This is a genomic window from Novosphingobium sp. 32-60-15 (assembly GCF_002280675.1).
Classification (GTDB): Bacteria; Pseudomonadota; Alphaproteobacteria; order Sphingomonadales; family Sphingomonadaceae; genus Novosphingobium.
Window position 1 is genome coordinate 68615 of sequence record NZ_NCEN01000021.1, and the last position, 25616, is coordinate 94230.

Annotated in this window: 18 protein-coding genes, 1 tRNA gene and 1 pseudogene; 9 read left to right on the forward strand and 11 right to left on the reverse strand. The window is 59.9% G+C overall.

What is annotated here, in order from left to right; translation table 11 throughout:
• Positions 1-195: 195 nt before the first annotated feature.
• Complete coding sequence (locus B7Y89_RS14245) at positions 196-2187, reverse strand: peptide MFS transporter (RefSeq protein ID WP_292939161.1); 1992 nt, start codon at positions 2185-2187, stop codon at positions 196-198.
• Between the two features lie 157 nt (positions 2188-2344).
• Here B7Y89_RS14245 and B7Y89_RS14250 point away from each other — a divergent pair, with 157 nt between their 5' ends.
• The 8 genes from B7Y89_RS14250 (at position 2345) to B7Y89_RS14285 (ending at position 9679) form a co-directional block, all read left to right on the forward strand.
• The gene (locus B7Y89_RS14250) at positions 2345-2719 is read left to right on the forward strand and encodes a GntR family transcriptional regulator (RefSeq protein WP_292939162.1); all 375 of its coding nucleotides are present in this window, start codon (positions 2345-2347) and stop codon (positions 2717-2719) included.
• A gap of 154 nt (positions 2720-2873) precedes the next feature.
• Positions 2874-3155, forward strand: a complete 282-nt coding sequence (locus B7Y89_RS14255; RefSeq protein ID WP_292939163.1) for an integration host factor subunit beta — start codon at positions 2874-2876, stop codon at positions 3153-3155.
• An 88-nt stretch (positions 3156-3243) separates the two neighbouring features.
• Positions 3244-3328 (forward strand) — tRNA-Leu (locus B7Y89_RS14260).
• Positions 3329-3449: 121 nt separating this feature from the next.
• Positions 3450-4565 carry a phytase gene (locus tag B7Y89_RS14265; protein ID WP_292939164.1) on the forward strand — a complete coding sequence of 372 codons (1116 nt, stop codon included), beginning with the start codon at positions 3450-3452 and terminating at the stop codon, positions 4563-4565.
• Between the two features lie 552 nt (positions 4566-5117).
• Complete coding sequence (locus B7Y89_RS14270) at positions 5118-5723, forward strand: PilZ domain-containing protein (RefSeq protein WP_292939165.1); 606 nt, start codon at positions 5118-5120, stop codon at positions 5721-5723.
• Positions 5724-5830: 107 nt separating this feature from the next.
• Positions 5831-7462: an NAD(P)/FAD-dependent oxidoreductase gene (locus tag B7Y89_RS14275; RefSeq protein ID WP_292939166.1), complete on the forward strand. Its 1632-nt coding sequence runs from the start codon at positions 5831-5833 to the stop codon at positions 7460-7462.
• A 28-nt stretch (positions 7463-7490) separates the two neighbouring features.
• The gene (locus tag B7Y89_RS14280; RefSeq protein WP_366416251.1) at positions 7491-7883 is read left to right on the forward strand and encodes a GtrA family protein; all 393 of its coding nucleotides are present in this window, start codon (positions 7491-7493) and stop codon (positions 7881-7883) included.
• Complete coding sequence (locus tag B7Y89_RS14285) at positions 7880-9679, forward strand: hypothetical protein (protein WP_292939168.1); 1800 nt, start codon at positions 7880-7882, stop codon at positions 9677-9679. The genes B7Y89_RS14280 and B7Y89_RS14285 overlap by 4 nt, the downstream gene beginning before the upstream one ends.
• Here the strand turns inward: B7Y89_RS14285 and B7Y89_RS14290 are convergent.
• The 5 genes from B7Y89_RS14290 to xseA form a co-directional block, all read right to left on the reverse strand.
• On the reverse strand, positions 9630-11111 hold the full coding sequence (locus B7Y89_RS14290) for a tetratricopeptide repeat-containing sulfotransferase family protein (protein WP_292939169.1): 1482 nt from the start codon (positions 11109-11111) through the stop codon (positions 9630-9632). The two genes, B7Y89_RS14285 and B7Y89_RS14290, sit on opposite strands and share 50 nt — an antisense overlap.
• A gap of 87 nt (positions 11112-11198) precedes the next feature.
• A complete protein-coding gene (locus B7Y89_RS14295; protein WP_292939170.1) occupies positions 11199-14387 on the reverse strand; it encodes a TonB-dependent receptor in 3189 nt (1062 codons plus the stop codon).
• 347 nt (positions 14388-14734) lie between these two features.
• Positions 14735-15589 carry a M23 family metallopeptidase gene (locus B7Y89_RS14300; protein WP_292939171.1) on the reverse strand — a complete coding sequence of 285 codons (855 nt, stop codon included), beginning with the start codon at positions 15587-15589 and terminating at the stop codon, positions 14735-14737.
• Entirely contained in the window at positions 15586-15789 is a 204-nt protein-coding gene (locus B7Y89_RS14305) for a DUF2093 domain-containing protein (RefSeq protein WP_292939172.1), read from the reverse strand. The genes B7Y89_RS14300 and B7Y89_RS14305 overlap by 4 nt, the downstream gene beginning before the upstream one ends.
• A gap of 27 nt (positions 15790-15816) precedes the next feature.
• The gene (gene xseA, locus B7Y89_RS14310) at positions 15817-17295 is read right to left on the reverse strand and encodes an exodeoxyribonuclease VII large subunit (RefSeq protein WP_292939173.1); all 1479 of its coding nucleotides are present in this window, start codon (positions 17293-17295) and stop codon (positions 15817-15819) included.
• Between xseA and purD the strand changes: the two genes are divergently transcribed.
• The gene (gene purD / locus B7Y89_RS14315) at positions 17294-18580 is read left to right on the forward strand and encodes a phosphoribosylamine--glycine ligase (protein ID WP_292939174.1); all 1287 of its coding nucleotides are present in this window, start codon (positions 17294-17296) and stop codon (positions 18578-18580) included. The genes xseA and purD overlap by 2 nt on opposite strands.
• A gap of 43 nt (positions 18581-18623) precedes the next feature.
• Here purD and B7Y89_RS14320 read toward each other — a convergent pair whose 3' ends face one another.
• From B7Y89_RS14320 to B7Y89_RS14340, 5 genes and pseudogenes are all read right to left on the reverse strand, one after another.
• Positions 18624-19265 (reverse strand): hypothetical protein, encoded by a 642-nt coding sequence (locus B7Y89_RS14320; RefSeq protein WP_292939175.1) that lies wholly within the window; start codon positions 19263-19265, stop codon positions 18624-18626.
• 147 nt (positions 19266-19412) lie between these two features.
• A pseudogene (locus B7Y89_RS14325) lies at positions 19413-20527 on the reverse strand (CoA transferase).
• Between the two features lie 5 nt (positions 20528-20532).
• On the reverse strand, positions 20533-22419 hold the full coding sequence (locus B7Y89_RS14330; protein WP_292939176.1) for a hydantoinase B/oxoprolinase family protein: 1887 nt from the start codon (positions 22417-22419) through the stop codon (positions 20533-20535).
• A gap of 112 nt (positions 22420-22531) precedes the next feature.
• Positions 22532-24580 (reverse strand): hydantoinase/oxoprolinase family protein, encoded by a 2049-nt coding sequence (locus tag B7Y89_RS14335; protein ID WP_292939177.1) that lies wholly within the window; start codon positions 24578-24580, stop codon positions 22532-22534.
• 6 nt (positions 24581-24586) lie between these two features.
• Positions 24587-25498: a hydroxymethylglutaryl-CoA lyase gene (locus B7Y89_RS14340; RefSeq protein ID WP_292939208.1), complete on the reverse strand. Its 912-nt coding sequence runs from the start codon at positions 25496-25498 to the stop codon at positions 24587-24589.
• Between the last annotated feature and the right edge of the window lie 118 nt (positions 25499-25616).

The window sequence follows — 25616 nt, forward strand, 5'->3', positions numbered from 1 at the left end:
TATATTTATCATATCCAGAACGAAGCCACGTGGATGCAACCATCCCACATCTTTGCGGCCCTGCGTGTTGCACACGCGCGCTGCACGCAGCCCTGAAATACGTTTGCACAGGTTACACCAATCACTTTGACCCGTCTTCCCGTCACATGACGAGATGGGATCAAATCGGATGCTTTAAGGTCTGAGATCAGACACTCAGGTAACGCCGTGCATGAGCTTCTTCAGGGGCACGGCCACCACCAGCAACACCACGCCGATGCCGACAGAAATCCACCCGATTGTGGTGAACACGCCGACATAAGTATCGAGGCTGACCTTGAGGTTGGTGACCTGCCCGCCCACGGTTTCCACACTGGCAATTTGTGCGACCATGCCCGCCACATATTGCGCGACCGCAATCGACAGGAACCACACGCCCATCATCATGCCGACAATGCGCGCCATCGACAGCTTGGTGATCATGGAAAGGCCGACGGGTGAAATGCACAGTTCGGCCATGGAATGGATCAGGTACAGCCCTGCCAGCCAGACCAGCCCGACCTTGAACTGGGCATCGGCGAATTGCGATCCCCAGACCAGCAGCAGGAAACCGCCGCCAACGCCCATGAGGGCCAGCGCGAATTTGACGGGGATTGATGGCTCTACCCCGCGTCGCGCCATGGCATTCCACATCACGCTGAACAGCGGGGCCAGGGTGACAATGAAAAGCGCGTTGAAGATCTGCGTCTGGCCTGCTGGCATGACATAGACCGGATCATTGCCGAAGCCCTGCGCGCGGGCATAGACCATGCCGAGAAAGCCCGAGATCATCACCACGCCAAAGCCGATGTTCAGCTTGCGGCGTGTGGCCGGCACTTCGCCCTGCCCGAAGAACCATGCCAGCGCCCGGCCCAACCCGCCCAGCAGCACGGCAAAGAACGCGTAATAGCTGGCGGGAATATCACGGAACATGGCGAAAAGCGGGCGGGTCCAGCCCACTTCCAGCATGGTATTGCGTTCGGCAAAGAGGGTGAGGGATGAGCCTGCCTGTTCGAAAAGGGTCCAGAACACGGTGTTGAACACGATCAGCACCATCGCGGCGACCATCATCTGGAATTCGACGCGGTTGCCCGCCGTCAGTGCCCAGATCAGGATGCCGGGCACCGCAATCAGGAACGTGCCGAACATCAGCTTGCCCATGATCGGCAGGCCGAGGAAATAACCTGCAAGGCCCTCGCCAGCCTGTGGCGGAACATAGGCCATCAGGTTCATGAACAGGAACCAGAACAGCGGGACGCAGACCAGTGCCGCGCCATAGATCAGCCAGTCCTTGCTGGCATCGGCTCCGGCAGGGCGCTCACCATAGCCGTTCAGCCGCCCGCCATCGAACTGCACCAGCAACCACGAGAATGTCATGCCAAGGGCTGCAAGGCCAAAGCCTGCCCACCAGCCCACCGCTTCGGCCAGGATCGGGCAGAAGAACTGCGAAATCAGCGAGCCGAGATTGATGCCCATGTAAAAGATGGTGAAGCCCGCATCGCGCCGCCGGTCGCCATCGGCATAAAGCGTGCCGACCATGGTCGAGATATTGGGTTTGAAAAAGCCGTTGCCGACCGTGACGATGGACAAGCCGACCAGCAGCAATGCGACGTGGAAGGGCGAGCGTTCGCCATCGGATTCAAAGCCGCCGGGCGCAATGCGCCGTGCTTCGGTGCCGTCTGCCGCCTTTAACGAGACCGATTTGTCATCATTGCCGACGATTTGCAGGCGCTGACCACCCATTTCGAGCGAGCGCACTTCGGCCCCGTTCGTTTCGGCAATGCTGACTTCGTAGCGTTGGCCTTCAATCGTTGCATAAGGTTTGGCGGCATCGCCACCAAAGCACAGCATGAAATAGCCCAGCGCCATCAGGATCGCGCCGAATTTGACCGAACGCTTTGATCCCAGATACCGGTCGGCAATGAGCCCGCCGACGAGCGGCGTCAGATAGACCAGCGCGGTGAAGCCACCGTAAATGCCGGTGCTGGTCGTGTCGTTGAACAGGAAATGCTTGGCAAGGTAGAGCGTCAGAATGGCCCGCATGCCGTAATAGCCGAACCGCTCCCACATTTCGGTGGTGAACAGGCGTTTCAATTGTGCGGGATGGCCAAACCAGTCGCCATGCGTCGGTTGGGCAGGATTGGTGGCGCTGATGTTGTCCGAAGCCATATGGGCGGGCGTTCTCGTCGTTGTTGCCAGGTGCCATGCGCCTCTCCCGAGCGTGGCGTCACGGCTTTAGTGGCACGAACGTGCGTGGCAAGAAACTATTTTCAAACGCAACCAGTCTGAAGTGGAGGAAGGCCGTCGTTGCGTGCACAGCCGTATTATGGCATCACTGTATTATGGCAGTGCATCACCTATGACCAATCCGGGCCGCCCTGTCTATTTGCGCCTGCGCGATGAAATCTGCGCCGGCATTCTTGAAGGGCGCTATCCCGAAGGCACGATGCTGCCATCCGTCCGCTCATTTGCCGCTGAACAGGGTGCCAACCCTTTGACGGTCGCCAAAGCCTACCAGCAATTCCAGGACGAAGGATTCGTGACGGTCCAGCGGGGAATCGGAATGTTCGTTGCGGCAGGGGCCGTTGAGGCGCTGCGCAAGCGTGAGCGCGAATCATTCCTAACCGAAGAATGGCCTGTAATTGTCCAAAGAATGCATTTGCTTGGCCTCAAGTTAGCAAATTTGACCGAATTGGGGTGAATCTGTTCATTTTGGTGCGACGAAGACAAAATCAACCGATTGTAATGCGGGTTTTTGCGTGGCAGGAATGCTTAATGCGTTCTTACGGGGGTTTGGGCGCAGGGGTCGTAAACAAAAGGGGGACGCAGCAACTGCGTCTGGCGGAGGGTATCGAATGATTAGATCGGAGCTGCTGCAGGCTCTCGCAAAAGAGAGCCCGGATATGCGCAGCGAAGAAATCGAACGCGTTGTCGACGTGTTCTTTGACGAAATTGCCAAGCGGTTGGCTGATGGTGGCCGCGTGGAACTGCGCGGCTTCGGTGCGTTCTCCACGCGTGACCGTGATCCGCGCAAGGGTCGCAACCCGCGCACGGGTGAAACTGTCGAAGTCCCGGGCAAGCGCGTTCCCTATTTCAAGGCTGGCAAGGAAATGCGTGTCCGGCTCAACGCCGACTGACGCACACCATGACAATGCCACCATGCACAAGCCGCTGCAACTGACCGTTGCGGCGGCTTTGATGCTGTGGCAAGCGCAAGTTGCACATGCGGACGTGGCGGAATGGTAGACGCCAGGGACTTAAAATCCCTTGATCTTTGATCGTGCGGGTTCGAGTCCCGCCGTCCGCACCAAGCTTTTCTGGCCAGCGTCGTCATCTTGCTGAAATATAGTACTTTTTGACGCTTGGCTGTTGCGTGAATGTCAAATTGTGCCCCTATGCCCGGGTCCGAAACCGGGTTTTAAAGGGGATATATGAAACATTTCGTTCGCGGCGCATCACGTGGCCTATCCTCGATTACGTGTTCAGCGCTGCATAAGGTACCGGGGGCTTTGCTGCCGGTGCTGGCCCTTACCGCCTGCGCCGGGGTGCAGACCCCGCCGCGTCCGTTCTATCCGGCACATGACGTCATGGCTTCGGGCGAGACTGCGCCGGTGGGTACAGCGGCGGCAGACGCGGCGGATGATCCGGCGATCTGGCGCAATGCTGGCAATCCTGCTGCCAGTCTGATTGTGGGCACGGACAAGAAGGCCGGGCTTTATGTCTATGGCCTGGACGGCAAAGTGCGCGATTTCGTGGCGGCGGGCGCGCTCAATAACGTTGATCTGCGCGAAGTGCGGCCCGGGGTGATTGTGGTGGCGGCCAGTGATCGTTCCGACCGGGCGGAACCGCGCATCGCACTGTTCGCGCTGGATGGCGCAACGGGCAAGCTGACAACGCTTGGCGCGCAGACGTTCCTGCCGCAAGGCCATGCGCCTGCTGAAGCTTATGGTTTTTGCATGGGTGGCGCGCTGGCCGATGGTGAAATGGCGCGGGCCTATGTGGTGTTGAAGGATGGCACCGTTGCCGAAAGCCGGTTGGTGGCACGTGAAGGCGCGATCAAGGCGGAGCATTTACGCAACGTGAAGTTCGCCACGCAGTCCGAAGGCTGCGTTGTCGATGACCGCAGCGGCACGCTTTATGTGGCTGAAGAGGATATCGGCATCTGGCGGGTGGATTTGCGCAGCGCCAGTCTGGCCGCAACCGTATTTGCCAAAGTGAGCGCAGGGCAGGGCCTGGTAGATGACGTGGAGGGGCTGGCGCTTGCGCCTGAAGGCGCGACGGGCGGCTGGCTGGTGGCATCAAGCCAGGGCGACAATGCTTATGTCCTGCTGGACCTGGCAACGGCACAGCCAACCAAGCGTTTTCGCATTGCTGCTGGCCAATATGGCGCGACCAGCGATACCGATGGAATCGAATTGGCGTTGGGGGATTTCGGGCCGTCCTATCCGATGGGACTTTTTGTGGCGCAGGATGGCAACAATGCGCCGGCTGCCCAGAACTTCAAATTGGTCGATTGGTCCAGAGTGATGGGCAAAGCCGCCAACTGAATGGCGATTTGGCGTTTACACCTTCCGGCACCGAGACTTCTCAACCACCGTCATGCTGAACTTGTTTCAGCATGACGCTAGCGCAAGAACCGCATGCGAGCGGGGCGTTCCCCGAAGGTTGTCATGTTTCACGCAGAGACGCAGAGAAGAAGTGGAGGCGCGGAGAGGTTGGGTTTGGGGGCGAAGCTGTTGTTTCAAGGCTGACATAGCCGTATTGTTTATGGCCGGATTTTTGGATGGCCTTGCGGCAAAGACTGCCCCCTCCGCGCCTCCACTTCTTCTCTGCGCCTCTGCGTGAAACCCTTTCATTTCTTTATTCAAACCGACAGAGCCTGTTGAGCGATGGATGCTGAAACGAGTTGAGCATGACGGGGTGGGGCTTTGCAAACCCATCGTGTTTGCCAACGGCGTAAGTCCCGACCGAAAGCAAAAACGTTCAACTCCGGAAATGTGGTTAACCCCAAAGTAGGACTTCGCGGGCTATACTTTTCATGCCGGGGCCTCATGTGATCCCCGGTTTTTTGCCGAGAACACCACGCAAGGGGATTTGGCTTGGCCCGCAATGACGAACGCCTTCCCGATGTATCGGACGGTCGGAGCGATCAGGATCAACGTACCCGCGAATTTCTCTGCATCATTCGCGATGCATCATCGATGGGCGTCAAAGTCCGCCTGTTTTCGCCCCTGCCAGACCAATACAGCACGATCCTTGTCGAAATGAGCAATGGTGATTGCTACCCCCTGGAAGTGATCTGGAAAGAGGGTGAATACGCAGGTTTGCGCTTTGTTGACGAGGTGAACCTTGAAGGTTTGCTGGACGAAAACAGTGGCGCATACCCGAAACGGCAGGTCCGGCTGCGGGTTCAACTCGATGCCATGCTCCATTCCGGCGGCGAGGCGGTGAGCGTGGGGTTCAGGGACATTTCGCAACGCGGTGGCAGTGTCGCGTGTGACAAGTGGCTGTTAATGAACGAGTTGGTGCGCATTGAAGCCGGGGCCTTGCCCACAATCTATGCCAAAGTGCGCTGGCGCAATCATCCGCACTATGGATTGCTGTTTGAACAGACCTTCCAGCTTGATGAATTGGCGCGGATTACAGCGCCATTGCAACCCGATGAGGGCCAGTCTGGTAACATCGCAAATAAGCTGCACGGATAAGGCCGAAACAGGCACTTTTCGCGCATCCGCACGCTGTTGTTAACCAAGTCTTAGCCATTTTTGTTCACCTCTGAAGGCCAGCGAATAGCGCTTGGACGGGGGCTTCGATGGTTAGCGGTGAGAAGGTGGTTGAGGGCCGGTCCGGGCAAAGTGGCGCGCAGACCCGCAAGGTTGACGTGGCCATCATCGGCGCGGGCCCTGCAGGCCTTACCGCAGGCTATCTTTTGACCCGGCGCGGATTTTCGGTGGCGATCATCGAGAAAGACCAGACTTATGTCGGCGGTATCAGCCGCACGGTCGAGCATGAAGGCTACCGGTTCGATATCGGCGGCCACCGCTTCTTCTCGAAATCCAAGCAAGTGGTGGACTTGTGGAACGAGATTTTGCCCGATGATTTCATCCAGCGCCCGCGGATGAGCCGCATCTATTACGAGGGCAAGTTTTACTCCTATCCGTTGCGGGCGTTCGAAGCGCTGTGGAACCTTGGCATAATGCGTTCCGCTTTGTGCATGGCAAGCTTTGCGCAGGCCAAGGCCTTTCCCAACCGCAATGTGAAAAGCTTTGAGGACTGGACCATCAACCAGTTCGGCCAGAAACTCTATTCCATCTTTTTCAAGACTTACACCGAGAAGGTGTGGGGCATGCCCTGCGATGAAATGAGCGCGGACTGGGCGGCCCAACGTATCAAGGGCCTTTCGCTGTGGGGCGCGGTTGTCGATGGTCTCAAGCGCAGCCTGGGCCTGAACAAGCGCCCGAACGATGGCATGCAGACCAAGACTTTGCTGGAAACCTTCCGCTATCCGCGCCTTGGCCCCGGCATGATGTGGGACGCCGCGCGCGACAAGATCCTTGCGACGGGCAAGGGCGAAGTGTTGATGGGCCATGCCTTCAAGCAACTCGCCGCAGATGGGCAGGGCGGTTGGCGTTTGTCGGCCAGCAATGCAAACGGCGGCGAAGTGATGATCGAGGCGGCCCATGCGATCAGTTCGGCGCCAATGCGTGAACTGGCCGCGCGGCTGCATCCGCTGCCCGCGTCCTCGCTTGAGGGCAGCCGCTTGCGCTATCGCGATTTCCTGACCGTTGCGTTGAAGATCCGGTCGGAAGAGCTGTTTCCCGATAACTGGATCTATATTCACGATAGCAAAGTGAAGGTGGGCCGCATCCAGAACTTCCGCTCATGGTCACCCGAAATGGTGCCCGATGAAAGCGTGGCGTGCGTGGGGCTGGAATATTTCTGCTTTGAAGGGGACGCGCTGTGGGATTCATCGGACGATGATCTGATTGCGCTGGCGACCCGCGAAATGGCGATCCTTGGCCTGGTCAGCCCGGACAAGGTCATCGGCGGCGTGGTGGTGCGACAGGAAAAGGCCTATCCGGTTTACGACGATGAATATGCCGCCAATGTTGATGCAATGCGCAGTGAACTGGAAGCCGCGCACCCGACGTTGCACCTTGTCGGGCGCAACGGGATGCACCGCTATAACAATCAGGACCACGCGATGATGACCGCGATGCTGACGGTGGAAAACATCGCTGCAGGCGCGCGGATTTACGATACGTGGTGCGTCAACGAAGACGCCGAATATCATGAGGCTGGTGACGAGGGCGCTGAAAAGGCGATCCCTACCCGCGTTGCGGTAACGCCCGATCAGGCCGCTGCGCTGGCATCGGTGCGCGATGTGCCTGAACGCATCGTGCCGGATAAATCTGCCGCCAAGCCCGCATCAAAGGCCGCTTGATCCAGCCATAACCGGGATAATGCTGCCGATGATCAACCGTCTGCGCCGCATGTTGCTTTTGCGCTACCTGCTCGCCAGTCTTGGCGCGCTGGCGGTGGATATGGGATCATTCCTTGCGCTGCTGGCGCTGGGGATTGCGCCTGTGCTTGCCTCGGCCGCAGGATATTCGCTGGGCATTGTGGCGCATTGGCTGCTTTCAAGCCGGGCGGTGTTTGCCGATAGTGTTGCCGAAGAGCGGGGCGCGCGGACGCGGCAAAAGGCGCTGTTCGTGGGGTCTGCGCTGATCGGCCTTGCGCTGACCACCCTGATCGTGGGGATGGGGACAGCGCTGGGCATGGATTCGCGGGCGTCCAAAATCCTCGCCATCGCCGTCAGCTTTACCGCGACGTGGCTGCTGCGCAAACGGATTGTCTTTCAATGAGGGCGATTCAGGCCGGAGCGCCTTTCACCAAAGACCGCGCCAAAACGCCCGTTGTTGCGGTGCTGCTGCTGTGGGCTGTCACGTCTGTATTGATGATGGTGGCGATGCGCGGGAGCATTGGTCCTACCGGGTTCATGGATGCTGACGATGCCTTGCGTATGCAGCAGGTCCGCGATCTGCTGAACGGGCAGGGCTGGTTTGATCTTCACCAGTATCGCATTGCCCCGCCCGATGGAGTGGCGATGCACTGGACGCGCATCGTGGATATCCCGCTGGCCGTGGTCATCCTGCTGTTCCGCCCGTTTCTGGGGCAGGCGCAGGCCGAGATCATGGCCATTGTGCTGGTGCCGTTGCTGACTTTGGCTTCGGCCATGCTGCTGAGCGCGCGTCTGGCCGCGCGCCAGTTTGGCACATTATCGGGCATTATTGCCGCGCAAATGGTGGTTGCCGCCATTCCTGCCTCTATCCGCATGATGCCGCTGACGATTGATCACCACGGCTGGCAATTCGTCCTCGCGCTTGTCGCGCTGAACGGCATGGCCTCGCGCGGGGAGCGTGTGGGCGGGGCTGTTGCCGGGTTGGCGCTGGCGCTGGCTTTGGCGATTTCGCTGGAATCACTGCCTTTGGCGATCATCTTTGCCGGGGTTTGCACCTTGCGCCTGTTGCGCGGACAGCGCGAGTGGCTGGGCGCTTACATGGCCAGTCTCGGCCTGGCGAGCGCGGTCCTTTTCCTGCTGACGCGCGGGCTGTCAGACCTTGCCGATCACTGCGATGCCGTTTCGCCGGTGCATGTGATGGTCCTGTTGTGGAGCGCGGGTTGCTGTTGTTTGCTGCTGCCGCGCCTGCGCCGTCGGCCTCCGGCGTTAAGCCTGATTGTGCTGGCCGGTGTCGGCCTTGGCGCGCTGGCGCTGATGGCAGCGCGCGCGCCGCAATGTGTGGGATTGGACGCGTTTGCCGCGCTTGATCCGCTGGTCAAGAACGTGTGGCTGGATTCGGTGTCCGAAGGTTTGCCCGTTTGGCGGCAAGTCCTGCTTGTCAGCGCCACTATGGTGCTGCTGCCATTGTTCGGCCTGATCGCCTGCTGGCGGTTGTGGCGTAATGCTCAGGATCAGGCGAGCCGCGATTGGTGGCTGGATATGGCGCTGCTGCTGGCGGGGGCGACCGTGGTCGGCCTGCTGGTCACGCGCGCTTCTGCGGTTTCCTGCCTTTTCGCGACGATCCCGGCGGCTTGGCAGTTCCGTGCGCAAGTTTCCGCGTGGCAGGCTGATCCTCTGGTCTTGCGCAGACTGGGGCGGATGGTGTTTCTGGTGGTACTTCTGGTGCCGGGCGTGGCCATTGGCCTTGCGGGAGAGGCTGTGATGCGCCAACCGGCCCGGTCAACGGCGATGGAGCGGTGCAAACTTCCCGCGGCCCTGCCCGCGCTGGGCCGCGTGCCCACCACCATAATCCTGTCAGGGCTGGATCTGGGCCCGGCCATATTGGTCAACACCCCGCATACCGTGGTTGCCACTGCGCATCACCGCGCAAGCGATGCCATGCGCGATCTGCTCGTTGCGTTTCTGGGGCCAGACCACGGCGCCCGCGCCATCATGGCCCGTCGCGGCGCAACCATGGTGGTCATTTGCCCGACAGATGGCGAGGCGCAGCTCTATAGCCGCCTTGCGCCCGACGGCTTCATGGCCCACCTCATCGCGGGCAAAGCGACTGCGTGGCTGGAACCCATGCCTTTGGCCGCTTCCGGCGGGATCAGGATGTGGCGGGTGCGTCTTGCCCCGGTGCCCGATAGCGCGCGATAAACGGGGCGAGGTGCCCGCGGTAAACATCGCCCAGGCCGATTGCGCCAGTGTTGATCGGTTCGCGCACCTGCATGACGCTGGCGGTGGATACGACGCGCCGGGTTTCGTGCGGGCGGAACACTTGCGGTTCTTCGGGCAAGTGGCAATGCGCAAGGATGCGGCGAATGTGGTCGTCAGGATGGCGCACCAGATCTTCGTAATCGACGACAAGAATGCGGTCTGGAAACAGCGCGGTCCAGTGGCGGAAGAGTTCGTCCTCCAGCGTAAAGTGTTGCGCGATATCGGCAAGGTCCCAACTCCAATCGAGCCCTTGCAGGAAGTAGGTGCGAAAGGCTGACCATGCGCAGTCCACCGGATCACGCCGCAGCCAGATGATCGGCGCTTGTGGCAGCAGGGCGGCAATCAGACCCATGAACCGGCTGGTATTCAACGCCTTGTCAACAAAGCGGCCCTGTTTGCCAAAGCGTTCCTGGCCCAGATGAATGTAAAGGGCGGCAAGGTCATCGGCATGGCCGCCCGCAGCCAGATAGCTTGCCAGACCAGCGCCGCCACTGCCGGGCAAATCGCGCTGCACCACCGCCATGCGGCCCATTTCCTCGCCGCCGGTAACAGCAGAATGGCTGACGAGAATCTGTTCGACCAGCGTCGTGCCCGAACGGGGCAGGCCTGTGACAAAGATCGGCGCGCTGGTATCGATCGACACCCCGGCATTCACGCGATCAACGAAGGCCCGGTCGAAGCCATCGCGGCATTGCGCGGCATCCCGCACGTCGGCGGCGGCATCGTACGGACGCCATGTGCGGACAAGCGCAGCACCTTGGGCAAAGTGGCGGAAGGCGACGTCCGGTTCCTTGCGGTCAAAATGGACCCGCCCGGCGGCATAGTGATAATGCGCGCGTTCAAGGGCGGGAGCGCCTGCCATAGCCGTTTCAGCGGCAAGAATGCGGTCGCCGACAGGATCGCCCGCCGTGCGCTTTCTGGCTGCGGAAAGGGAAAGCATGGCCTGCCCCAATTGCGGGTCAACATCCAGCGCTGCCAGAAGTTGCCGCTCGGACTCCTCCATTTGCCCCATGTTCACGGCAATTGTGCCGCGAATGTAATGGTGGCCCGATGGGGTGGGCACGCCGAAGGGCACGTGGCCCATGGTTTCCTGTGCGCGTTCCAGTTGCCCGGTCTGGGCCAGCATCGCAGCCTGAAGAAAGCGGGCCTGCGGATCGGCCGGATAATGGGCGACATAACGCGCCATCGCATCATTGGCGGCGGTATATTCGCCATTGGTTTGCATGACTTTGGCGATGGAATGCCAGTTTTTGCCAAGCGGCGGATTGCCTTCAAGCAAAGCGAAAGCAGCGGCATTGGCATCGCGCCTGTTGCGGCGTTCAAGGGCGCTGACGAAGGTGCGCAGCAACTGCGCGGCTTGCTCGGAAGTCATGCAGGTTGCCTATAGAAAAGCGCCGGGCAAAAAAAGAGGGGCGGCCCGAAAGCCACCCCTCCGTTTTACACGGTATTTCGCTTCAGATCAGAAATTGATGCCGAACTGGAAGCGGAAGAAGCGCGGCTGCTGGTACGACAGCGGGGTGCCATAGTCACCGCGTGGACGACCGTTGCCCTGCGTTCCCAATTCGCGAACGTCGAGTACGCCCTGCTGGTTGAAGACGTTGAACACGTCGACACGGAAGGTACCTTCAAACGCGTCGGTTGGCAGTGTGAATACGGCCGACACGTTGGTGAAGATGTTCCAGTCTGATTCAAGCTGCGAACCACGTGGCGTGAGCGAAAGGCTCGTTCCCGCTGCGTTGTTCTGGAATGCCTTGAATGCAGGGTTGGTGATCACGTTACCCGAGGAGTCCACGTTGCAGTAGAAACCTGCCGCGCCATATGCACCAGCGAATGGATCAACCGATACTGGTACGCGACCGATGCAGCCAAACTTGCGTGGCGACACTGCTTGGAATTGCGTGCCAAGTGTTAGCCAATCGGCAATCTTGTAAGAGCCAAAGACCTTGAACTTGTGACGCGCGTCGCTTGGCAGGTAGCCATAGGCACCGTTGACGAGACCCGGTTGGTCGAATGCGGTGGTCAGACCCGAGTCGGTCTGGCTGTTATCCGAACGGATACCGCCTTCGATGTTACCTTCAGACTTCGACCATGTGTACGAAGCAGAAAGGCTCCACGTGCCATCAAAGTCACGATCAAACGTGGCGGTGATTGCCTTGTAGGTACGACGTGCCCGCGGATAGCCAAGATCAGCTGCCGAGAAGTCGATCGTACGCAGAGTGGTTTCACCGTTGACCGGATCCGACAGAGTGATCTGCGCATCGCGACCTGGGTTTGCCAGCACATACTGGTGGAAGCCTGACCAGATCGGGCTACCCGATGCAGTCGTGCAATCAAGGCTGTTGTCGTCGCAATACTTGTTTACAGCAGCATCGATTGCAATGTCTTCGAGCGAGTCATTCAGCTTACGATACTGGCCGAACAGACCAACGCGAATGCCGTTGCCAAGCTGATGTTCGAAGCCGAGCACGAATTCGTCAACCGACTGCGGACGCAGGTTCTTCGAAACGGTAGCGATGGTTGGCGTTGCTACACCATCCGAGATGATATCGCAGTTGCGAACATTGGTGTCGGGGCATGGTGCCGCGTCAGCAAAGCCCAAAACCGGCGCACCAAGGATTGGAGTACCGTCAGGATTTACGCCCGAAACAAGATTGTAGCGGGTGTAATCGAGTTCAGCACCGGCCAAACGAATGTTGGTGTTGGCAACGACAGGCAGGAAGTAACGGCCATAAGAACCGTAAATCTTCGTGCGCTTGTCACCGAACGGGTCGAATGTGGCCGCAAGGCGTGGCGCCCACTGGTTGCCCGACTTGTAGTATGTTTCGCCGTTCACGTTGTTGTTCGAGAAGCGGTCATTACGTACGCCAAGGTTCAGGACCAGACGGTTGTCGAACAGTGACCAGCTGTCTTGCAGGTAGAACGCTTCGTTGCGCGAGGTGAAAACACCACCGTTAATGAAGGTACGGCCCGTGACATACAGCGTGTTTGGCGTTGTTACATATACGTCGCCCGAACCCGAGTTCACATATGTGTAAGCAACATTGCCGGTGTAGCTGCTGGTGGAGTCAGTCGTCAGGTTTTCGCGGTCGTAACCTGCCTTGAAGTGGTGCTCACCAAAGGCATTTACGAACAGTTCGACGTCACCACGGTAGAATTCGCGGGTGTCGAGGTTGGTTTCGATACCTTGGATTGGGTTACCCGAAAGCGCAGGGCTGAAGTTGCCCGACGTGTCGCTGATGAACGGATAGTTCGGCTGCGAAGAACCGGCAATGTATTGGCTCTTGTTCTTGCCGTAAGCGCCCGAAATCGTGAGGAAGTCGGTAAGCTGGCCGGTGTAGCGGCCTACGAAGTTTTCGCCGCCTTCTTCGATGATGGCCGTGCTCTGATACGCGCCGCGAACAACGCCGGTGTCAACGCGCGAATCGTAGCCGCCGCCTGTGGTGTCGGTTACGCCAAACGAATCACGATAGGTCTGCTGCGTCGAGTTGAAGTAGGTAAACTCGAGGCGATGACCGTCAAATGGCAGGAAGTCGAGCTTGCCGCCGTAGAATGGCGAACGGATCTTGTCTTCAAGACGACGCAGGCCGGTGCTGTAGGGTTGGACCTGCAGACGGTCGAGCGGATCGGCGCTGGCTGGATCATCAATCGTGGTGTTAGGATTGGTGGTCAACTGCGTATCACCAAACTTGTTATAGTTCGTTTGGTAGAAACCGTAGAAGAACAGTCGATCCTTGATGATTGGGCCGGAAAGGCTGAAAATTGCCTGAATCTGTTCGCGTGAATCTTGATCGTTCTGGTCGATCAGGGTGTTCTTGCGATCTTCTGTCAGGCCATCGGGCTGCCAGTTTACCAAGATGCCGCCGTGGAATTCGTTGCCGCCCGACTTGGTAACAGCGTTGATGAAGCCGCCGGTGAAGCGACCGAATTCAGCAGGAACGCCGCCGTTCTTGACTTCAACCGTCTGATAGAATTCGAAAGGAACCGTGACAGAGCCGAGGCCTTCACGGAAATCGGTGATGTTCAGTCCGTTGACGAAGAACGTGTTTTCTGAAACCGAACCGCCTGAAATTGAGGGCAAACTGCCGAATGCGCTGTCGCCCTGGCTGGTGCCGGGAGCAAGCAGAATGACCGAGGTAAGATCGCGTGCAACGGGGATACGCTCTGCAACGTCGGCGACCGAGATGACTTGGCCCGTGGTGGTGCGGTCAAAATCGGAAACGCGGATGCGCTGACCGGTAACGACGATCGAGCCATCAGCCGATGCGGTGCCGGCGCCTGCTGGTGCAAGTCGGAACGAGTTGCCGCCTTCAGACTGCGTGATGCGGACTGCCGGATCGGTGAAGGTTGAATAACCGTCAGCCGTTACGGTGAAGGTGTATGTGCCCTGTGGCAGGGTGGGGATGCGGTAGTTGCCCGAAGAATCGGTTGTGACCGAGCGGGTAAAGCCCTGATCGTTCGACCGGATTTCAACAGTTGCGCCCGCAATCGGTGCGTCATCTTCGCCAACGATTTGGCCGCTCGCGGTAGCGTTTGTAAAATCTTGCGCCATTGCTGGTGCAACGAAGGCGGCTGAGGCGGCGAAGCCTGCAATTACCAGCGCCAGTGGCGCTGCGCTCGCTCGGAGCGCGGAGAAAGTTTTTTTGTTCACGTGTACAGTCCCTTGTTGTCCTGTCCGCCTGCGCCCCCGAAGATTGGCAACAAGCACTTTTCCGACCGCACCAGATGTTGTCTCGTTGTGGTTAAACATCGGTGCATCCGGAAAAAGATTTCTCCGTTTGGCGGATTTAGCCGGTCAGTTACATACAGGAATGAGAGTTGCGAAATAAATCCGCAATGTGTGTAGCAAAAGTGCCACACTGTCCTTGGGGCAGGTCGTGAATGCCAGCATTCCCGCAGATCGGGACTGGTGCGCAAAAATTACACTTACCGCATGTTCACTTGCCATTAATTACAACCGAGACTGCTTTTGTCGTAACAAGCGGCCATCCGGCCCTGTCAACGGGTTGCGTCTGTAACCAGTTCCCGCAGCATCAGGATGGGATCGATCCGGTGTTCGTGCCACTTCATCGACCAGTGCAAATGGGGCCCGGTGGCGCGTCCGGTTTGCCCGATGCGCCCGATGGCTTGTCCCCGGGCCACAGAATCGCCCTGGCTAACCAGCAGTTGTGAACTGTGCAGGAAGGCGCTGTTGAGGCCCATGCCATGGTCGATCATCAGGAGGTTGCCCTCCAGACTGAAGGGGGCGCTGGCCGCCAGAATCACCACGCCATCAGCCGGCGCGACAAAGGGCGTGTTTGCGCCGCCTGCTATATCAAGGCCGGAATGATAAGCGCCGGGTTGCCCGCGATAGACGCGCTGCGATCCGAACCGGCCCGAGAATCGGCCGGGTGCGGGGCGGATAAAGTCTTGCCGCCAGCCTTGCGCTCTGGTTTCAATCTTGCGCGCGGCGGAAATGCGGGCGAGTTCTGCCTTGCGCAGGCGGGCGTAATTTTCGTCCGTAATGCCGCCGGGGCGGCGCGCGGCGTTGATATGTTCAATTTTCCATGCGCGCGGGCTGATCGCCAGCGGAAGCGCAAAGCTTCTGCCGTTGGTGTGGACCGCGACCAATTGCGCGGCAGGACCGGCATCACGATCAAACGCGATCAGGAATTTGCCATCACTGGCGAAAGGGATCGGCCTGCCATCCAGAGTTAGCGCGCTGACATTGGGCGAAACTTTGCCGCGCAGCCACCCGCCTTGCGTCAATTGCCCGCCCTTATCGATTGCGATGGGGACGGGCGGCGTGTTGCCGAGCGTTAGGACAGCAACGGTCGCGCTGCTGCCCACGATGAATTGTCGCCTGCCGATCATTGGCCTTCAAGATGGCGGCGCGTTGAAATTTCGCACGAGGCATAGGCTTCCTGCCGCTCGGCACACCAATAGCGCAGCATATCGAGCGGGATTTTCACGCCCGATACGGCGCAGATCACGTGATCGCCTGCGGACAACTGGCGCAAACTGCCGGGGAGATAGTGCATCCGCGCAAGGCGGTCATTCTGGGACATTAACATGAAAGCTAACCTAGCGGCTTTGTGGCTTCAGAACAATTCCTGCTGACCGGGCGGCGATGCAACCGGGCGCGGTTTTGGCGCAGGGCGTGGTGGCGGGTTTGCGGTGTCTGTCGCCACATCCAGCGTGCCGTCGGCAAATTCGATACGCAGCGCCGGGTGCGTTGCCGCATCGGCACGGCTGCGCACGACATGGCCATCGGGCGCGGTGACGAGGACATAGCCGCGTTGCAGCGGGGCCTTGGGATCAAGCGAGCGGCGCAACCGGTCAAGCGCATCGACTTTGCCGCGTGCATGATCGATCCGCTGGAGCAGCGTTTCGGGGCGCAGGCGTTGCGCGGCAAGGCGCTCACGCTCACGCGCTACCCGTGCGGATAGCAGCGCGGGGCGCAAGGCTCCGGCATGGCGGGCGAGCAGCGATCCGGCGATTTCGGTGCGGTGAACGAGGGCGCGGCGCAAGCGGTCGGCCAGATCGTCAACCCGCTGGGCCTGTCCTTGCAGCAGGGTTTGCGGCTGGGGCAGGCGTTGGCTGCGCGCTTCGAGCCGCTCTTTGGCCTGGGAAAGCTGGCGGGCAAGCGCGCGGCGCTGGCGGGCGTTGAGATCGGCGACGAAGGCGGCAAGCTCGGCCTGCACCGGCACCGCGAGTTCGGCAGCGGCGGTGGGCGTGGGCGCGCGCAAATCGGCGGCGAAATCGCACAAGGTGGTGTCAGTCTCGTGGCCCACGGCGCTGATGATCGGGATGGAGCATTCCGCCACCGCGCGGACCACGTCTTCCTCGTTAAAGCCCCACAAGTCCTCGATGGAGCCGCCACCGCGCGCGACAATTACCAAGTCAGGCCGGGGGATCGGGCCATTTGCGGGCATGTTGGAAAAGCCGCGCACGGCGTTTGCCACTTGTGCGCCTGCGCCCTGGCCCTGCACCAGCACCGGCCAGACGATGACGCGGGTGGGGAAGCGGTCTGACAAGCGGTGCAGGATGTCGCGGATCACCGCGCCGGTGGGCGATGTGACCACGCCGATCACGCGCGGCAGGAACGGCAGGGGCTTTTTGCGCGCGGGATCGAACAGGCCTTCGCTGTCAAGCCGCGCTTTCAGTTTGGCAAGCAGCGCCAGCAGCGCGCCTTCGCCCGCGATTTCCATGCGGTCGATCACGATCTGGTAGTTCGACCGGCCAGGATAAGTGGTCAGCTTGCCGGTGGCGATCACTTCAACGCCGTCTTCGGGGCGGAAGCCGAGCTTCTGCGCGCCGCCGCGCCACATCACGCCGTCGAGTTTGGCGTTTTCATCCTTGAGGCTGAGGTACAAGTGGCCGGAAGCCGCGCGTTTGACGCCCGAAAGCTCGCCGCGCACGCGCACAAATCCGAAGCGATCCTCGACCGTGCGCTTGAGCAGTTGCGAAATCTCGGAGATGGAAAGGGCCGGAGCGTTGTCGCCAGCCGATTCCCTCGCTAGGAGCCCGCCCGAGCCGTTGATGTCGTCGTCGCTATCGGGCGCGGAAGGGAATGCCATGAATATCCTGCTGATCGGGTCTGGTGGGCGCGAACATGCGCTTAGCTGGAAACTGGCCCAATCGCCACTGCTGGGCAAGCTCTATGCCGCGCCGGGCAATCCCGGCGTTGCCGAACACGCGCAACTGGTGGCGCTGGAGCTGACCGATCACGCGAGCGTGGTGACATTCTGCGAGACGCATCACATCGGCCTGATCGTGGTCGGCCCCGAAGCGCCGCTGGTGGATGGCCTGTCGGATTCGCTGAGAGCGGCGGGCTTTTCAGTGTTCGGGCCAAGCCAGGCGGCAGCGCAACTGGAAGGATCAAAGGGCTTTACCAAAGACTTGTGCGAACGCGCTGGCATCCCCACCGCAGGCTATGTCCGCGCAAAATCACTGGTGGACGCGCGCGCTGCTTTGGCGCGCTTTGGCGCTCCGGTGGTGATCAAGGCCGATGGACTGGCGGCGGGCAAGGGCGTGGTCGTGGCGATGACGATGGCCGAGGCCGAGGCTGCGGTGGACGACATGTTCGATGGCGCGTTCGGTTCCGCGGGTGCCGAAGTGGTGATCGAGGAATTCATGACCGGCGAGGAAGCCAGCTTCTTTGCCCTGACCGATGGGGCGACCATCGTGCCGTTCGGCTCTGCGCAAGATCACAAGCGTGTGGGCGATGGCGATACCGGCCCCAACACCGGTGGCATGGGCGCCTATAGCCCCGCCCGTGTGCTGACGCCCGAACTGGAAGCCGAAACGCTGGCCAAGATCATCGCGCCGACGGTTAAAGCGATGGCGGACGAGGGCAATCCCTATTCGGGCGTGCTTTACGCAGGACTTATGCTGACCAGCGAAGGCCCCAAGCTGATCGAATACAACGCGCGCTTCGGCGATCCCGAATGCCAGGTGCTGATGATGCGCTTCGAAGGTGATCTGGTGGAACTGCTGCTGGCGTGCGCTGATAACAAGCTGTCAGCGATCCAGCCCCCGCGCTTTTCATCCGACGTGGCGATGACTGTGGTGATGGCGGCTGAAGGCTATCCCGGAACGCCCAAGAAGGGCGGGCGGATTGACCATATCCCCGCAGCCGAGGCGGGCGGTGCCAAAGTATTCCACGCAGGCACTACGCTTTCGGGCGATGGCGTTCTGTCGGCCAATGGCGGACGCGTGCTGAACGTGACGGCCAAGGGGCCGACCGTGAAGGCGGCGCGCGATCTGGCCTATGCCGCTGTTGACGCAATAAACTTCGCGCAAGGCTTCTGCCGCCGCGACATCGGCTGGCGCGAAATTGAACGGGAAAAGGGCGGTGGATAGTTTGAATGGGTTAGTCGGGAAATTGGAAATGCCGAGCGATCATTTATTTCAATCTCATTTTGGCCGCCTTTAAGGTTGAACTCATGCAATTTTTCCACTCGTCAGGGTTTCTGTCGCTGATGACAGTTCTACTAGAATCTGAAAGATCCTCCTTTTCAACTCTTAAATTAATTGGAACGATTGCATTTAAACCGCCGGGAGTCATCGCGTAAGAAAAAGTAAAATTTTCATTTTTAGAAATACTACCAATCGTAGCATCAATTCCAATTTCACTAAAAGAAAATGCGAATATTTTAAAACCTTCCCCACTGTCGTTGCTGTTCAAGAAGTCTGCTTTATTTGTCTCATGTCCATTCATAAGATAAACTTCATTAGGAGCTAGGAAGGATGAGTTTTCTTCTAGGCCTTTAACTCCCAATTTAAGAGATAATATCATATCTTTACCCTCAAAGTATAGATATGACAAATTTCCTGTCAGATAGACATATCTACCTTCTGAATATTCCGGATCATTTCTAACGGCTTCAAATGAAATTTGGCAGCCAATTAAATTACCTGATACGTATTGGGGAGAAACTTGAGTGGAGAGTGTTATGGTTTGACTTGGGTTGGCATGCGCCCAACTGATGGGAACTATTGCCCAAAAAAGTCCAAATAGCACTGCAAACAGTTTGGAGTTATCCATGATTGCCCTCGTATTCATGCCGTCGGTCGATTTTATGACGCTCGGCGCCACTAAATATTAGAAAAATGGTTAACAGCATCTGCAATAATTTCAATTTTTTGTTTATCTGTCCACTTCCCTCATTTTTTTGAATAGGCTGCTACAGCCTCAAATCACGCCCTGTTGCGCCATCGCGGCCAGTTCGGCTTCGCCGAGCCCGAGCAGTTCGCCGTAAACTTCGGCGTTGTGCTGGCCAACCACCGATGGCGCGGGGCGGCGGACGGAGCCGGGGGTGGCGGAGAGTTTGGGGAAGCTGGACTGCATTTTCAGCGGGCCGAAGCGTTCGGTTTCCACCTCGATGATCGCCTCGCGCGCCCTGAAGTGCGGGTCTTCCAGCATGTCGGGCGCGCGGTAGACGCGGCCTGCTGGGATCGAGTGTTCGATCATCAGGGCGTCGACCTGATCCATCGTCAGGGTGCGGGTCCAGGCGTTGATCAGGTCGTCCAGCTCGTCCTGATTTTCACCGCGCGGTTCGCGCCGATCATGAATTCGCCGTCCTTGCACGAATAGACGTTCGATGGAGCGATGCCTTTGAGGACCGAGCCGGAGCGTTCGCGGATATAGCCGGTGCGGTCATATTCGGGCACGAGGCCTTCCATGACTTGCAGCACGGATTCATAGAGCGCAGCGTCCACCACCTGCCCCCGGCCCGAACGGTCACGTTCGTGCAGCGCGGCCAGCACGCCCATGCAGCCGTAAGTCGCGGTCAGGGTATCGCCGATCGACACGCCCATTCGGCTGGGCGCGCGATCAGGTTCGCCCACGATATAGCGCCAGCCGCCCATTGCCTCGCCAATGCCGCCAAAGCCTGCACGGTCGGAATAGGGGCCGGTCTGGCCATAGCCCGACATGCGCGCGATGATCAGGCCGGGGTGTTCGGCGAGCAATACGTCTGGCCCCAGGCCCCACTTTTCCATCGTGCCAGGCTTGAAGTTTTCAATCAGCACATCGGCATGGGCGATCAGCTTGCGCACCAAGGCCTGACCTTCGGGCACGCGCAAATTGGCGCTGACCGAGCGCTTGTTGCGCGCGATCACTTCCCATTGGACTTTTTCCGCGCCTTGGCCCCAATCGCGCATGGGATCACCGGTTACGGGTGGCTCCACTTTGATCACGTCGGCACCCATATCGCCCAGCAATTGGCCGCAGAAGGGACCTGCGAGAAGCTGGCCGAGTTCGACGACGCGGATATCGCGCAAAGCTCCGGGATTATCAGCAGTCATTATGATCACTCCGCCGCTTCGAGAAGCGGCCATTCGGGCTGGATCGGCGCGGGAAGGCCGGTTTCCGCTTCGCAATTGGCGCGCAGGGCTTCAATGCCCGGCCCGTAATTGAACAGCGGCAGTTCGCCGCGAGTGTTGCGCAGTTCGGTGCGCAAGGCCTCGGTGGCCTCTGCGTTGACCGTACCGTGAGCATCGGCGATCACGCCATAGGCCTTTGCGCCTTCTGCCGTGATCAGGCCCTGCCGGATTTCGAGGCCCACGAGCGCCGGATCGCGCGCCAGAGCATCGCCCCAGCCGCCGCCGCCCCAGGTGATGAAGTGCAACTGGTCGCCCGCTTCCACTTCAACGTCTTCCACTTTGTTGCCGACGATGATCTGCGTGCCATCGGCCTTTTCAAGGATCTTGCGCGCCCGCGCTCCCGGTTCACCGCCATTTACGCCCCATGGCGGCACGAACCAGCGGTCATCATGGATGGCGATTGTGCCCTTTGACAGGAAGCGATAGGTCATGCGGATGCCGTTGCCGCCGCGATGCAGGCCTGCACCGCCCGAATCGGGTTCGCATTCGTAGCGTTCGATCACCATCGGGAAATAGCGTTCGAGGAATTCGTTGGGCACGTTGGTAAAGCCCGGCCAGAGCGAGTGGCCGTCAGGACCGTCGCCCATTGGCCGTCCGGGCACGCCACCAAAGCCGATCTGGAACAGCTGGAACCATTCGGCCTTTTTGCCGGGGCGTTCATCATTGCCCGAATAGAACAGGTGCGGGCTTGATGAAAATCCGGCCGCGTTGAGGAATTCCGGGGTCTTTTGCCCCAGCAATCCGCCCAGAATATCGAAAATGCGGCCCAGCGCATGGGTTCTGCCCGAGAGCGCGGCAGGGAATTTGGGCTTGAGCAGCGATCCTTCGGGGATGCGCACATCGATCAGATCATAGAACCCGTCGTTGAACAAGATCTGCGGATCGAACACCATGATCATGTAAATGCCGAAGAACATCTTGAACATGTTCTCGTTCAGCAGGAAATTGATCGAGGCGACCGATTGCGGATCAGTGCCCGCAAAATCGAGCACTACGCGCCCGTCCTCGCGCCACATCGTGCATTTGATCTTGTAGGGGCCAAAGCCCATGCCATCATCGCAGATATAGTCTTCAAAGCTGACTGGCTCTTGCGCAATCGCCATGCCGATCAGGGATTTCATCGCACGGTGATTGCGCGCCAGCAGTTCCTGCGTGGCCGAAACATAGACATCATCGCCGAACCGCTGCGCCATTTCGATCACGCGGCGGGCGGCCACGCGGCACGATGCGATCAGGGCGTTAAGGTCTGCCGCGCACCAATCGGGCTTGCGCGTCTGGTGCATGACAAGGCGGACGAGATCTTCGTTATATTCGCCCTTCTTCCAGATCTTTACCGGCGGAATGCGCACGCCTTCCTCGAAGATCGAATGGGCGTTGATCGGCATCGAGCCGACGACTTTGCCGCCGATATCGGACTGGTGGCCGAACATCGAGGTATAGGCGATCAGGCGTCCGTCCTTGAACACCGGCAGCAGCACCAGCCAGTCGTTGGAATGGCTGACCGCGCCGCCGACCGAATAGGGATCTGACAGGAAGATCATGTCGCCGTCTTCCAGCGTCCCTGCATAGTTATCAAGGAAGCCGCCGATGAAGCTGCCGAACTGGCCGACGATCATCTTGCCGGTATGATCGGCGATCAGCGGGAAGGCATCGCCCTGTTCGCGGATGCCCGGAGACATCGCGGTGCGCACCAGCGTTGCGTCCATTTCGATGCGCGCGTTGCGCAGCGCGTTCTCGATGATGTCGAGCGTGACCGGATCGATGGGGACGCGGTTGAAGGGGGTTTCGTTGGTCTGGATGATCGTCGCGGGCATCATAATGCTCCATCAATTGCTGCCCTGCCGCCGTTCGTGTCGAGCGTAGTCGAGACACTGGTGCGCGGTGTCTCGACTTCGCTCGACACGAACGGAGGAGGGAGAAGGTCGTTCACTTCAGGGTGATCAGGATGTTGCCGACGGCATCAACAGTGCCGGTGCAGCCGGATTCGATCAGTGTGGTCGAATCCATTTCACACACAATGGCAGGGCCGGGGATCACGTCTCCGGCGCGCAATTTGGCGCGATCATAAATCACGGCGGCCTGTTCGCGCCCGTCCATCCACAAGGTGTGATCGCGCATCTTGGCCGCAATGGGATTGCCGTCACCCTGTTCCAGCGGCGCAGCGGGCAGATCGAGCGCGCGGCCCATGGCAACGGCGCGCAAGTTCACGATCTCGTGCGGGGTATCCATGTTGAAGGTGAACAGGCGTTTGTGTTCGGCATCAAAGCGGGCAAGGATTCCGGCGATGCCATCACTGGTCAGGACATCGGCGGTGATCGTCAGCGGCACTTCGAAGGCTTGTCCGGCATAGCGCACATCGACTTCGAACGCGGTGGTGATCTCGTCTTCGGGCACGCCATCTGCCAGCAGATCGGCGCGGGTCTGTGCGGCCATTTCGTCAAGAATGGCGATCAGGTCTGCGGCTTGCGTCTGTGTGGCAAGGCGGCTGAACGAACGCGCGGTTTCGGTGCGCATCCGCGTGGTGGCATCGCCCAAAGCACACAGCACGCCGGGGCTGACGGGTGATATGGCGGGCCACGATCCCATCAGGCGGGCCACGGCGTTGACGTGGAGCGGACCCGCTCCGCCAAAGCCCATCAGCGCAAAGTCACGCGGGTCATAGCCCTGCTGGACCGAGATCATGCGCAGCGCGCCGAACATGTTTTCGTTGACGATATCGATGATCCCGCGCGCGGCGGCCATCAGATCGATCCCGAGGGCGTCGGCGATGGTCTGCACCGCCTTTTTCGCGCCTTCACGATCCAGATTGAATGTGCCGCCCAGAAGGTTCTCGGGAAGGTAACCCAACACAACGTTGGCGTCGGTTACGGTGGGCAACGTGCCGCCTTTTCCATAGGCGACCGGCCCCGGCACTGCTCCTGCGCTTTGTGGCCCGACCCGAAGGGCTCTTGTCAGCTCAGGAACATAAGCGATTGATCCGCCGCCTGCGCCGACGGTTTTGACGTCAAGGGCAGAGGCGCGGACGGAAAGGTGGCCTACCTCGGTGGTGCGCTGGCGGCGCGCTTCGAGGTTTTCAATGAGCGCAACGTCGGTGCTGGTGCCGCCGACGTCGAGCGTCAGAATATTCTTGATGCCTGCATTGCGGCCCACCCAGATTGCGCCGGTGACGCCACCAGCAGGCCCGGACATGAGGATGTTGACCGGGTGCTCTTCGGCCTTTTGCGCGCTCATCAATCCCCCGTCAGAACGCAGCAGCGAGAGCTTGCCGTTCATCCCGGCATCGGCAAGGCGCGAGCGCAGGTTCGATACGTACTTGCCCACAATCGGGCGCACCGCAGCATTGGCAACCGTGGTCAGCGTGCGTTCGTATTCCTGCATTTCGGGCAGGACTTCATGGCTGAGTGATACCGGAACGCCCGGCATGATTTCGCCCGCCAGTTCGCCCACGCGCTTTTCGTGCGCGCCGTTGGTATAGGCGTTGATCAGGCTGACGGTGATCGCTTCAACGCCATTGGCTTTGAGCGCCGAAAGCTGCGTGCGGATGTCGGCGTCATCGATCGGGCGCAGTTCGTTGCCTTCGGCATCCATGCGGCCCTTGATCGTGACGGTATCTTCCAACGCAGCCAGCGGCTGGGGTTTGGGCCAGATGATCCATCCGGCAAGCCCGCCCGGCACGAAACTGCGCGCGATTTGCATGATGTGGCGATAACCCTCGGTCGCGACCAGACCGACCTTCGCGCCCTTGCCTTCCAGCACGGCATTGGTGGCCACGGTTGTGCCGTGCAGGAAATAATCGATGTCCCCCGCACCGATTCCGGCCTTGGCGCAGATGGCCGTCACCCCGTTCAGGATGCCTTCGGAACTGTCGTGCGGGGTCGATGGCGTCTTGTGCCGCCAGAACGCGCTGCTGGATGTATCGAACAGCAGCAGATCGGTGAAAGTGCCGCCGACATCGACGCCAAGGCGATAGCCCATCGGGTGTTACTCCTGATCAGATTTCGGGAAAGCGGGCGCCTGGGCCACCATTCCGGGAAGTTTGCGGCCCATCACATCGGCAAGCCAGCGGTTGGTTTCGATCATTGTGCCAAGGTTCATGCCGGTTGCCACGCCTGCGCGGCCCAGCATATAGACCACGTCCTCGCTTGACACATTGCCTGCAGCGCCCGGTGCAAAGGGGCAACCGCCAAGGCCGCCCAAAGCCGCGTCGACCACGCTTGCACCTGCTTCAACCGCGGCCCAGACATTGGCGATGCCGGTGCCGCGTGTGTTGTGGAAATGGACGCGCACCGGGACCGGTGCGATGGCTTCCACCACGCGGCGGACAAGGCGCGAGACGTGCGCCGGATCGGCAACACCGATGGTGTCGGCAAGGCCCACCTCGATAGGGTTGGCTTGCGCCAGCGCGACGGCCATGGCCACGACGCGGTCCTCGCTCACCTCGCCTTCGAACGGGCAGCCAAATGATGCGCCAATGGTAACCTGACCCTTCAGGCCCGCAGCCTGCGCCATCGCGATGATCGCTTTGGCTGCATCCACCGATTCGCCGCTGGTCTGGCCCTGGTTGGCGATGGCAAAACTGTCAGTGGCAACGCAAACTGCGCCCAGTTCGTGCAATGCGCCGGTGGCAATGGCGCGTTCTGCCCCTTTGGCGTTCAGGACAAGCCCGATGTAGCTGACGCCGTCCACCTTGGGCAGTCCGGCGCAGACAGCTTCGGCATCGGCCATTTGCGGCACGCGCTTTGGATTGACAAAACTGGTCACTTCGATCCGCCGCGCGCCTGCTGCAATGCTGCGACGAATCAGTTCAAGCTTGTCGGCGGTGGAGACGAGTGCCTTCTCGTTCTGCAACCCGTCACGCGGGCCGACTTCGAGAAAGGTGATAGCCCGGTTCACGCGGGCGCCCTTGCCGGCAGGCGGGCCGATGAAATCGCCGAAGTGGGGGTGTGCCGGAAGTTCATCGCTCTCACCAAAGACGTGTGCAAAATGCCAATTCGTATTCAAAAAACCAAAT